Annotated in this window: 8 protein-coding genes and 3 pseudogenes; 6 read left to right on the top strand and 5 right to left on the bottom strand. The window is 44.5% G+C overall.

What is annotated here, in order from left to right:
- Nucleotides 1-108: 108 nt before the first annotated feature.
- Nucleotides 109-747, bottom strand: coding sequence for an NAD(P)-dependent oxidoreductase (locus tag L2703_RS18285; RefSeq protein WP_248972456.1), 639 nt, complete (start codon nucleotides 745-747; stop codon nucleotides 109-111).
- Nucleotides 748-936: 189 nt separating this feature from the next.
- Here L2703_RS18285 and L2703_RS18280 point away from each other — a divergent pair, with 189 nt between their 5' ends.
- The 4 genes and pseudogenes from L2703_RS18280 to L2703_RS18265 all read left to right on the top strand — a co-directional run.
- Nucleotides 937-2,451, top strand: coding sequence for a cryptochrome/deoxyribodipyrimidine photo-lyase family protein (locus tag L2703_RS18280; RefSeq protein WP_248972455.1), 1,515 nt, complete (start codon nucleotides 937-939; stop codon nucleotides 2,449-2,451).
- Nucleotides 2,441-2,575, top strand: coding sequence for a DUF2256 domain-containing protein (locus L2703_RS18275; RefSeq protein ID WP_248972454.1), 135 nt, complete (start codon nucleotides 2,441-2,443; stop codon nucleotides 2,573-2,575). The genes L2703_RS18280 and L2703_RS18275 overlap by 11 nt, the downstream gene beginning before the upstream one ends.
- Nucleotides 2,576-2,653: 78 nt before the next feature.
- Complete coding sequence (locus L2703_RS18270) at nucleotides 2,654-4,177, top strand: cryptochrome/photolyase family protein (protein WP_248972458.1); 1,524 nt, start codon at nucleotides 2,654-2,656, stop codon at nucleotides 4,175-4,177.
- 282 nt (nucleotides 4,178-4,459) lie between these two features.
- Nucleotides 4,460-4,981 (top strand): annotated as a pseudogene (locus L2703_RS18265) (LysR family transcriptional regulator); the annotation flags it as partial.
- On the opposite strand, the pseudogene L2703_RS18260 reads toward L2703_RS18265, so the two are convergent.
- Nucleotides 4,969-5,172 (bottom strand): annotated as a pseudogene (locus L2703_RS18260) (hypothetical protein). The pseudogenes L2703_RS18265 and L2703_RS18260 overlap by 13 nt on opposite strands.
- Before the next feature lie 74 nt (nucleotides 5,173-5,246).
- On the opposite strand from L2703_RS18260, the pseudogene L2703_RS18255 reads away from it, so the two are divergent.
- A pseudogene (locus tag L2703_RS18255) lies at nucleotides 5,247-5,621 on the top strand (LysR substrate-binding domain-containing protein); the annotation flags it as partial.
- A 29-nt stretch (nucleotides 5,622-5,650) separates the two neighbouring features.
- Here the strand turns inward: L2703_RS18255 and L2703_RS18250 are convergent.
- Both L2703_RS18250 and L2703_RS18245 read right to left on the bottom strand, forming a co-directional pair.
- On the bottom strand, nucleotides 5,651-6,460 hold the full coding sequence (locus L2703_RS18250; RefSeq protein ID WP_248972453.1) for an alpha/beta fold hydrolase: 810 nt from the start codon (nucleotides 6,458-6,460) through the stop codon (nucleotides 5,651-5,653).
- Between the two features lie 3 nt (nucleotides 6,461-6,463).
- On the bottom strand, nucleotides 6,464-7,492 hold the full coding sequence (locus tag L2703_RS18245) for a DUF2817 domain-containing protein (RefSeq protein ID WP_248972452.1): 1,029 nt from the start codon (nucleotides 7,490-7,492) through the stop codon (nucleotides 6,464-6,466).
- Nucleotides 7,493-7,737: 245 nt separating this feature from the next.
- On the opposite strand from L2703_RS18245, the gene L2703_RS18240 reads away from it, so the two are divergent.
- Nucleotides 7,738-8,952, top strand: a complete 1,215-nt coding sequence (locus tag L2703_RS18240; RefSeq protein WP_248972451.1) for a 4Fe-4S binding protein — start codon at nucleotides 7,738-7,740, stop codon at nucleotides 8,950-8,952.
- A 77-nt stretch (nucleotides 8,953-9,029) separates the two neighbouring features.
- Here L2703_RS18240 and L2703_RS18235 read toward each other — a convergent pair whose 3' ends face one another.
- Entirely contained in the window at nucleotides 9,030-10,499 is a 1,470-nt protein-coding gene (locus L2703_RS18235) for a carbon starvation CstA family protein (RefSeq protein WP_248972450.1), read from the bottom strand.
- Nucleotides 10,500-10,635 lie beyond the last annotated feature (136 nt).

The raw sequence follows: 10,635 nt of genomic DNA, 5'->3' as shown, positions 1-10,635 counted from the left end.
ACAAGGCGAATTAACGCGTCAATAGCTAGCCTATTGCAAGTTAATTCAACGCAGTGAGGAAGGCAAAGGACTGCTTGAAAGGCGTTTGTTATCCAGAGCTGAGGTTACTTAGTAAGCAACACTAATACGTTGGTTAATATGCTTGGCACTTTCTGCTTCATCAAGCATGGCTTTGGCGTAATCGACTACCGACACTCGGCTTTGACCAGCCGAATCGGTAAAAAACTCATCGCCGCCTAAACGGTATGGACCTTCTGACTCGCCCGGAAAAATCATCGCCGCAGGGCTAACGTAAGTCCACTTAATCGCTGAGTCGGTAGTACGGAACACAGTAAGTGCTTCACCTTGCGCAATGGCTTCGGCTTTGTATTCTTCAGGAAACTCTGGGGTTGAAACCAAAGTAACACCTGGTGCAACTTCAAGGCTACCTGCTCCACCCACCCATAACAAACGCGGTGAGCCAGCTTTAGGCAAGTGTTGTAGTAATTGCTGTGCGGTGTGTGCAACAACCTCATGATTTTGCGCGGCGCGGCCACCAATTGAGGCAATCACGGCATCAACACCAGCAAACGCTGTGGCAATGTCTTGTGCTGACATTTGAGTCATATCAAGAGTACGCACGCTAATATCTTGGGTCACTTTACTTGCATCACGTACAACGGCAATCACTTGATGGCCACGGCTAATCGCTTCGTGGGTAATTGTGCTGCCAATCCAACCTGTTGCGCCTAATACTGCTAGTTTCATGTTTTGTCTCGCTCTATTAATTAACAATGGAGCCAGTTTATAGCTAACAAAATTCGAGATAAATACCGAATACTGAGCCTAATTGTTTCAATATTTGATACAAAATAACCGATAAATATGCCCTTAAAAGCAATCTAAACGCCAAGTTAACACGTATGTATTTTCTCATTCACTGTGGGATTTGGCGCCATGTCCGATATGGTCAAACAAGCAATTAATATCGTCTGGTTTAAACGTGACCTGCGGCTGTCTGATCATCAACCACTGGTAGAGGCATTTAATCAGCATTTACCTTGCTTACTGATATACAGTTTTGAACCATTTATGCTTGCAGACTCACATTACAATGAGCGCCATTGGCGTTTTGTGTGGCAGTCGCTTCAAGATATCAATCAACAGTTGGCCCGATTTAATGGCCAGGTCTATATTTTTGACCTACCAATCATTGACCTACTGCAAGCGTTACACCAACAGTTTGAAATAAAAAACATTTATAGCCATCAAGAGATAGGACTACACAATAGTTTTGAGCGCGATAAAGCCGTAGCACATTGGTGTAAACAACAAGATATTTATTGGCAACAATCACCCACTGGCGCCGTTGTCAGGGGGCGTAAACATCGCATCGCATGGGATAAACACTGGCAACAGGTAATGGAAAGTCCCATTGCCGTGCCTCAGTGGCAGCAATGCCAAATACAAACACTCAATCACTATCAAGCTCCCACGCTTGATGATGCCTTCACAACCGCCAATGACCAGTTTCAATCTGGTGGACCTAAGACAGCCAGAGCAATACTGAGTAGTTTTTTGACTCACAGAGGTAAAAACTATCAGCGCAGTATTTCTAGCCCGAGCTTAAGTCGTACTCATTGCTCACGTTTATCGCCTTACTTAGCTTGGGGAAACATCAGCTTAAAGCAAGTGTATCAAGCCACATTAACTCGTTATCAAGAGGTGCAAACCAGTAATAGAGCTTGGCGAAAACCGTTATTAGCAATGATGTCGCGCCTACACTGGCATTGTCATTTTATGCAAAAATTTGAAAGCCAATGCAGTATGGAATTCACGCCAGTCAACCCTGGGTATCTCGATTACCCCTACCGCACTGACGATAAAGTACAACAGGATCTTCAGCGCTGGGCAGAAGGCCAAACAGGCATCCCTATTATTGATGCCTGCATGCGCTGCCTGCGCCAAACCGGTTACATAAACTTTAGAATGCGCGCCATGTTAGTCAGCTTTGTTACCCACCATCTAAACATTGCCTGGCAACATGCAAGCCTACCTTTAGCCAACTATTTTCTCGATTTTGAACCGGGTATCCACTACCCACAACTGCAAATGCAGGCATCGGTCACAGGCATTAACACCATTAGGTTATATAACCCCATTAAGCAGTCACAGGACCAAGATCCCAACGGGGAGTTTATTCGTCAGTGGTGCCCCGAGCTTAACAATTTACCCAATGAATATATCCACCAGCCATGGTTACAGCCGCCCATGGAAGCGATATTCAACGACATGATCTTAGGCCGTGACTACCCTGAACCTATGATTGATTTAACTGTGGCATCACAAACTGCCCGCGATCGCTTATGGTCATATCGCGAACAACCACAAGTTAAACAACATATTGCGGCAGTATTAACCCGCCATGTTCGCCCCAAAGCCAAACGCACGAGCCCTCGCCATGACACATAAAAAACCACATTTGTCACACAAAGTCTGTGTTGTGTGCCAACGACCTTTTGCCTGGCGTAAAAAATGGGCTAAAGACTGGGAAAACGTTAAATATTGTTCCGAACGCTGTCGCCGACACCAATAATTAAAGGTAATCACTACGACGACGCTTTACACACAGGCTTCACCGACACTGTTGCCGCAAACCACAACATTAAGACTCATTTTGGGCGACCAGCTCAATGCGTCGCACAGTTGGTTTAAAGATGTCAGCCCAAATACCGTGTATTTGATTGCTGAACTAGCACAAGAAGCCACCTATGCCACGCACCATGTGCAAAAAGTCTGTGCCTTTTTTAGCGCCATGGCCGAATTCGCCAACGCCTTAGCCAATTGCGGCCACCAGGTAATCTACCTTACGCTAGATGACACTCAACACTACCCAGACTTGCCTGCATTGCTTGAGCACATCATGACCAGTAAACAGCTCACGGCATTTGACTACCAACAGCCAGATGAATATCGCCTAGCACAACAGTTAGGTGAGTTAGCTTGGCCAAATGTGACCAAAAGCAAGTATGACAGCGAGCATTTTTTATTGCCGTTTGACGATATCAAGGCGCAATTTGCGCCTAACAAACACGTCAAAATGGAGTTTTTTTATCGGCGTATGCGCAAACGCTTTAATGTGCTCATGCAAGACGATGAGCCCTTAGGCGGCCAATGGAATTTTGACCAGCAAAACCGCGAACATTTTAAACAACAAGATCTCACAGACATTCCTTCGCCTTTATTATTTGCTAACGATGTTAGCGCGATTTTAACTCGGCTAAAACGGCACAATATCAACACAATAGGTAAAGCACAAAGCTCATTATTGTGGCCGGTTAATCGCCGTCAAGCTCGGCAGTTACTTGATTATTTTTGCCAGCACTTACTCATACGTTTTGGTCGTTTTCAAGATGCCATGACCGAAAATAGCCGTGCCGATTGGAGCCTGTATCACTCACGCCTCTCATTTGCCATAAATGCAAAAATGATTTCTCCGGGTGAAGTGATCCATAAAGTGATTCAATATTGGCAAGCACATCAGCACGACATATCACTCACCCAAGTTGAAGGGTTTATAAGGCAAATACTTGGCTGGCGCGAATATGTACGCGGCATTTATTGGGGCAACATGCCCAATTACGCCACTAAAAATGCCTTACAAGCCCAAAGGCCATTGCCAAATTATTTTTGGACCGCCAACACCAAAATGAATTGCATGCACCAAGCCATCAAGCAGTCACTTGATTATGCCTACGCTCATCACATTCAGCGCTTAATGGTCACAGGTTGCTTTAGCTTGCTTGCGGGGTTACACCCAGATGAGGTAGACCAATGGTATTTAGGTATCTACATAGACGCCATAGAATGGGTCGAAATGCCCAACACCCGTGGCATGACTCAATTTGCCGACGGCGGTTTAGTGGCGACTAAGCCGTATGCGGCAAGCGGCAATTACTTGAATAAAATGAGCGACTATTGCAAAACATGCCATTACAATGTCAAACTCAAAACAGAAGCTAACGCCTGCCCTTTCAATAGTTTATATTGGCATTTTATCGAGCGGCATCACGCGCAATTTAGCCGCAACCCTCGCATGACAATGGTATATAAAAATTGGCAAAAAATGGATACACACACGCAACAAGCCATTATTGATAAAGCCAATACACTATTAGAAAACATCGAAAACTTATAATACCATTGCGCATTAATAAGTGACCACTCAGAATGCGTCCAGCGGTTTTTGATTAAGGCGTCGCTATGTAGTAATGGTTGTTCCCTTTCAAATAGCGAGAACGCAGAGCAAAAGCCGCTGGGGCATTCCTTTCAGGCGAGTTTTAAAAGAGCTTATACTGCGTTGCATGACTTCGAAAGAGAATAACTATTCATTCAGTCATTCGCCTTGTTTAAGCCCTTTTAAATTCTCGCTGAGAGATCACTTGCTAACGCACAATGGTATAACCTTTGGCTGTAACTTATGGACAAAATATCGGCGATGCGCAGCTTTGTTGAAGTGGCCAGTTGCGGCAGCTTTACCCAGGCGGCTGAACAACTTGGTTTAAGCCGTTTACAGGTTTCTCGGCACATTAAAGACCTTGAACAGTGGTTAGCCTTGCGATTATTACACCGCACAACTCGCCAGGTCAGCCTAACCTTGCAGGGCGAAAAAACACTGCACTACTGCCAACGTATTTTAAGCGAAGTGGCCGCCATGGAGTCTCGCGCCAATAGCCACAATACTGAACTGGTTGGCAGTATACGCATCGCCTCCCCCATAGGCCTTGGACAACAAAAACTGTACGACGTAGTAGAGGCTTTTTGCCGGCTGCATCCACAGGTCAATATTCAATTATTACTGTCTGATAACCTATCACAATTAGTCAACGACAGGGGCGACATCGCTCTGCGGTACACCCACCAGCCAGATGACAGTTTAATCGCAAGACGGTTAATGCACATCGACAACGTCATCTGCGCCTCAGCCGACTACCTAGGGTCTGTTGATCTTTCAAGGTTATTTTTGCAGCGAATTGTTGGTCTTTTATACAAGGCAGAGACTTTGAAGTGTAGTTATTCTACATAAAAAGTCGATAATGCAGTAAAAATGACCGACAAACGCTGCCCACAGGGTTCGGCTAAAAACGTTTTACTCTTTGTTGAATAGATTTTGCTTAGGTGGCTAGGCTTCAATCCATTCGCCTCGATTAAAACGTTTTTAACTCGAACAAAATTCAACCAGCAAAGATCAACAGACCCTAGCACAACATGGTGCCATTTTGGCGCCTCATGATTTATTACAACACAATTGCTTACGCCACTCGAGCCAACAACACTGGGAGGTTATTGCAAATTCGCAATCTCACCTACTTGACGTAAAAGGCAATTTACAAGCTAACGACATGGGCGTATTAATCAATGCCGCATTGCGGGGTAACGGTGTGGTGTGTTTGTCTACCGATTTGGCTAACCATTATCTACAAATGGGCAAGCTTAAAGAGGTGCTACCTAATACAACAGCACCAGGTAAAACCCTGTGGGCGGTGTATTTGTCGCGCAGTTATCAACAAACGGTTGTCAGGGCCTTTATCGATTTTACCGCCAATGCCTGGCAGCAAGACATCAAAAAATGGCAAGCCTAACGGCTAATGTCATCACGCTAAAGGCCTGGTTAACGTTCAAGGCTAACGTTCAGTATTGTTGTTAACAGTTGCTGTAATTGCTGCGGCTTATCAAGGCTGGCATCGTGGCCACAGTCATCAATTTTGTGTAACTGCGTTTGATAAAACACGGCTAATTTTTCACTGCATTTGGGGTGCGCGAGCTTGTCTTGATTAGCCACAATCACACTGACAGGAACGGGGAGTAACACGGGGCAATGAAAACGCGCACAGGCATACAACTGGCGTAACCCATTGGCCAATGAGGTACGACATTGTGACCTTAACATCCCCCAAGCCTCAACCACCTCAGCGCGTTTGCTAAAGTGCTGGCTCGTCAAGGTTAACACTATCGCCTCAAACCACTGGTTTTTATTGGGCAGTTCACGTTTTGACCAATAAGTCTTTATTGCCCTAATACTCACGACACACAGCGACATCACTAGTCCCCAAAGTTGAAATCGATAATACCAGGGGGATAAATTTGCCGCGCTACTGTTAATGAGCACCACACGGCGCACTCGAGCAGGCTTTTGCGCCGCTAACGTTAACGCCAACATCCCCCCCATTGATACCCCCACCAAAACAACCTTGGTTTGTTTAGGTAACTTACCCCGCGTAATTAACGCATTATCAATCTGTTGCCACACCGGATCGCAATATTCTTGCAGATCTGTAGGGCTAGGTTGATTAACTAATGTGCCATTGCCGGGCAAATCTACGGTAATCACATCTACAGCCTGTTGGGCTAAATATTGATCAAAGCCATACCAATGACGGCTGTCTCGCATTAACCCTCTCAGTAACACCAAGGTAGTCATGGCTTATCCTCGCTGCGATTTCTTATGCCAAAAACGGGTCGCTTGGTGATTAAGCTGTTTCAGTTGTGCGGGCTTAATCTGTTCGACAATGTGAGCATAAGCCGCATCAATCAAAAACTGCATTAATACCACATGGCGCCGTAAAATACGTTGATGGCGATGGGATTGCTGCGGATTAAAATAACCTGGAAAGTTAAACAGTTGACGCGGATTTTTACGTACCCAAGCCCATGAGCCCATTTCTAAGGTGAGTGGAATAAACGGTTTATTACTGGTATTGCTGGCAACCAAAAAATCCCAAATATCACCATGAGTGCGATAAAAATGACTTTGTGGTGCCAGACGATAATAACCATGATGGGGGTAACCTGACTCAAACAACTGCATTAATCGATATATATAACCTATGCCCTCAAACGGTTGGCGAGTATGCGCATGCGGAAACCACACATGGTCTAACAAGCCAAAACCGGAATGAGCATCAAGTGCAATCACACTAGTGCTTTGATGTTGTAATTGCTTGACATAGTTAACAAGCGCTTCGGTTTCAAGTTCCATCCCTGCTTTGCCTCGATACCAGGGCAGTTTGGAGGATATTCGTTGCCCGCCGACTAAAAATGTCACGTCCTCGCTAGAGTCAATCGGGGCATTGCGCATTAAATCAACATTATTACCGTTACCGCGACTACCGCGTAAAAAGCCCACAGGATTGACCACAGGCACAAACGCTAAGCGCACCTGTTGCAATAATTGCTGTAAATGAGTGTCCCAAGGTAAGCGATTAAGGAGGCTGCTTAAAAATGCCAATACCACCTGAGTTCCTATGCGTTCAACACCATGCACACCGCCAACAAACAAAACCGTAGGGCATGACTGTTGCTGCTGACCAAGCTCAATTGCCGTTACCGAGAGTTTTTCACCTCGATAATATAAATCTGCCAACGACTGATGCCGAAATAGATGCTGATGTTGGGCGATTAAACGCTTTAAAGTATCTATTTCGAAACAATGTTCAAATGAAAACTGACCCATTCACTCTCATTCGTTGGCGGCATAATCGTCATAAGTTAACTCGCCTATAAGACAGCTTAATGACATTAACATAAGCTTGTTTCCCCTAGGCTAAACAACTGAGTTACATTGTTTACAGAAATAACACAAAACAATATAGATCAAATAATTACAAAACAGCAGGCCTTTATCGATCTGGCTCACAACACATGCAACTCTCACTATTTATCATGTCCTCTGTTCCAATCACCTACAGGAATGTAAACATGAGCACAATTGAATCGGTAACCTTAATGCTGGCACTGGTCTATAGTACCAGCCTGCTTTATTGGAGCGGTAAAAAATGGGGCGCACTGGTCAGCGGAACATTATTAATTGGTGCCACTCTCGCCAGTTTTTTTTGGCCTTTACTTTTAATCTTATTAGTTTCAGTTTTGGTCGTAACCCTTGTGGGGCAATACCTACCAGCCTTTGCCAATGCCGACGGCAGACCAAATGCAATACGTGAAATCTGCCAACACTTTTTTGCGTTATCCATTTTGTTAGTTGCCGTCCAGTATGCCATTAATGCTGGAATGTTATACGCTGGAGAAACACCCTGGTTAATGCGTCCTGATGTGGGGGATGCGTTTTTACCCATTGCTGGCGGGATTGAGCTTAAAGCGATTATCACTCTAGGATTATGGGATCAAAACCATCCCGCTGCCGTTGTGATGCTGTGTGTGGTATTGCTGACGGGCATTGTATGTAAACGCGCATTTTGTGGCTGGGCATGCCCGCTAGGGTTAGCCGGTGAATACCTTTATAAACTCAGAAAAAAAGTAGTCCATTCCGAGCTATTACCTCCAGCATGGATAGATTGGCCGTTAAGAATGTTAAAGTATTTACTGTTAGCCGCGTTATGTTACTTAGTCATTTCAATGCCATCGGCAACCATTCCTCACTATTTGGCAGGTAATTATCACAAAGTGGCCGACCTCAAAATGGCCGCCTTTTTCCTTATGCCGTCAATGGCGGCATTAATCTGCTTTGGCATTATCTTTGCGTTAGCCGCCTGGCGCCGTCAGGGGTTTTGTCGATACATTTGCCCATACGGTGCCCTACTTGGGATAGTCAGCTTTTTAAGCCCATTTAAAATCCGGCGTAATACCCAGCATTGTTTAATTGATGCTAAAGGCATGAGTTGCGATAAATGCACCCGAGCCTGCCCAGCTAATATTTCGGTGCATACCCAAAAAACCGTCCGTTCAGATGAGTGCCAGGCTTGTTTGCGCTGCGTGTCTGCTTGCCCCAAAAAACAAGCGTTACAACTTAGCACTCGTAATGGCATCAACCTTTCGGCAAGAGGATTACTCATTGTATTACTCACCTTGATGTTTATGTTGCCATTACTGACTTATGTCAGTGGTTACTGGCACAGCCAAACACCAGATGGTATTAAAATGGAGTTGATTCAAAAACTGAATCGAATCGGCCATTAGCCTCAAAAACGCTTTAAATTATGCTCAATAAAAAGGACTGCCAATGGCAGCCCTAGTCATTACACCACCAAACGACATTATGCCGCAGGAGCCGTTTTACGCTTGTTATGAGCAATCAACAACGCAATAAATGACACCACACCCACTGCAATACCAATGGGTTGACTTAATGCTTGCGGCATACCAAAACCAATGCCTGCAGTCATGATGTACGACACAGTGACACAGGTGCCAATAATGGCAGGAATACTCACAATCCAATGAATGGTGCCACGGTCAAACAGGTATTTAGTTGCTAGCCATAAGACACTGGTAGACAACAACATGTTTGAAAACGCGAAATAACGCCAGATCAAAGTGAAGTCAATTTTTGTCATAAAGTAAGCAATAATCAAAACCGGTACAGCAACTAACAAACGGTTAGTCATGCTTTGTGGGATTTTAAATGCATCGATGATGGTTAAACGCAGCGATCTAAATGCTGTGTCGCCAGAAGTAATTGGGAATACAGCCACAGCAATAATGGCCATAATACCGCCGACAACCCCTAGGTATGTAGTCGCAACCTGGTTAACAACCATACCAGGGCCACCTTGAGCAAGGATCTCTTTAAGCTCAACATACCCACCAGGAAACGCAGCAATACCGGCTGTTGCCCATACACAGGCCACAATACCTTCAGCAACCATGGCGCCATAATAAACAGGACGCACGTATTTTTCGTTGGTTAAACAACGCGCCATGATAGGTGCTTGTGTCGAATGGAAACCACTAATTGCACCACAGGTAATGGTCACAAATAGTAATGGCCATACTGGTAAGCCATCTGGGTTAGGTTCTAGTAAATCGTTGTTATAGTGGCTGTGATCAAAGTAGGCAAATATATCGCCAATCTCGGGTAATTGTGGGGCACTAATTAACAATGCCACAGCAATAGAGGTGGTCATCACAATCATTAATGCGCCAAAAAATGGGTATAATTTAGTGATAATTTTGTCTATGGGTAATAGTGTTGCAAAAAAGTAGTAGGCTAAAATCACCAACACCCAAAAGGTATTGTCTGCAAAAATAGTGTCTTTGAAATAGTCTAGGTTACTCAGCAAACCTGCTGGACTCATAATGAACACAACACCCACAAAGAACAGCAACATTGCAGTAAATATCAGCATGGCCGCTTTAAAGTAGATGTTAAAATAGTGCCCCGCAATCTCAGGTAAACTTTTTCCGTCTTCCTTGATACTCATTACCCCAGAAAAGTAATCGTGTACCGCACCGCCTAAAATATTCCCTAACACAATCCACACTAATGCCACCGGGCCATATAATGCACCTAATATGGGTCCAAAAATGGGCCCTACACCGGCTACGTTCAGAAATTGGATTAAAAACGCTTTAGCTGGGTGAACAGGGACATAATCGACACCATCATTAAAACGCTTTTGTGGTGTGGGTAGGTTAGGATCAATACCGGCCTGTTTCTCAACAAACGGACTATAAAGCTTGTATGCGAGCACCAATAACGCAATACAAATGAGGAAAATCAACATGGTTTTATCATCCCATTAATTATAAGAATATATTCAGTGTCGAGTTTGTTGTAGTTACCTGAACAGGTCAAGCAGCAGCGTCTTATACCAAAGTAGGGGTTGCTAAGCTAAACTGCTTATGAATTTTGGAAATTTT

Source organism: Shewanella basaltis (assembly GCF_023283885.1).
Classification (GTDB): Bacteria; Pseudomonadota; Gammaproteobacteria; order Enterobacterales; family Shewanellaceae; genus Shewanella; species Shewanella basaltis.
The sequence above is the reverse complement of the archived record's forward strand: the minus strand, read 5'-3'. Positions and strand labels throughout refer to the sequence as shown.

What these genes read in the sequence shown, in the direction of transcription:
- L2703_RS18275 (WP_248972454.1), top strand. Translation starts at nt 2,441, where the DNA reads ATGACACATAAAAAACCACATTTGTCACACAAAGTCTGTGTTGTGTGC.
- L2703_RS18245 (WP_248972452.1), bottom strand. Translation starts at nt 7,492, where the DNA reads ATGGGTCAGTTTTCATTTGAACATTGTTTCGAAATAGATACTTTAAAG.
- L2703_RS18235 (WP_248972450.1), bottom strand. Translation starts at nt 10,499, where the DNA reads ATGTTGATTTTCCTCATTTGTATTGCGTTATTGGTGCTCGCATACAAG.
- L2703_RS18250 (WP_248972453.1), bottom strand. Translation starts at nt 6,460, where the DNA reads ATGACTACCTTGGTGTTACTGAGAGGGTTAATGCGAGACAGCCGTCAT.
- L2703_RS18280 (WP_248972455.1), top strand. Translation starts at nt 937, where the DNA reads ATGTCCGATATGGTCAAACAAGCAATTAATATCGTCTGGTTTAAACGT.
- L2703_RS18240 (WP_248972451.1), top strand. Translation starts at nt 7,738, where the DNA reads ATGAGCACAATTGAATCGGTAACCTTAATGCTGGCACTGGTCTATAGT.
- L2703_RS18285 (WP_248972456.1), bottom strand. Translation starts at nt 747, where the DNA reads ATGAAACTAGCAGTATTAGGCGCAACAGGTTGGATTGGCAGCACAATT.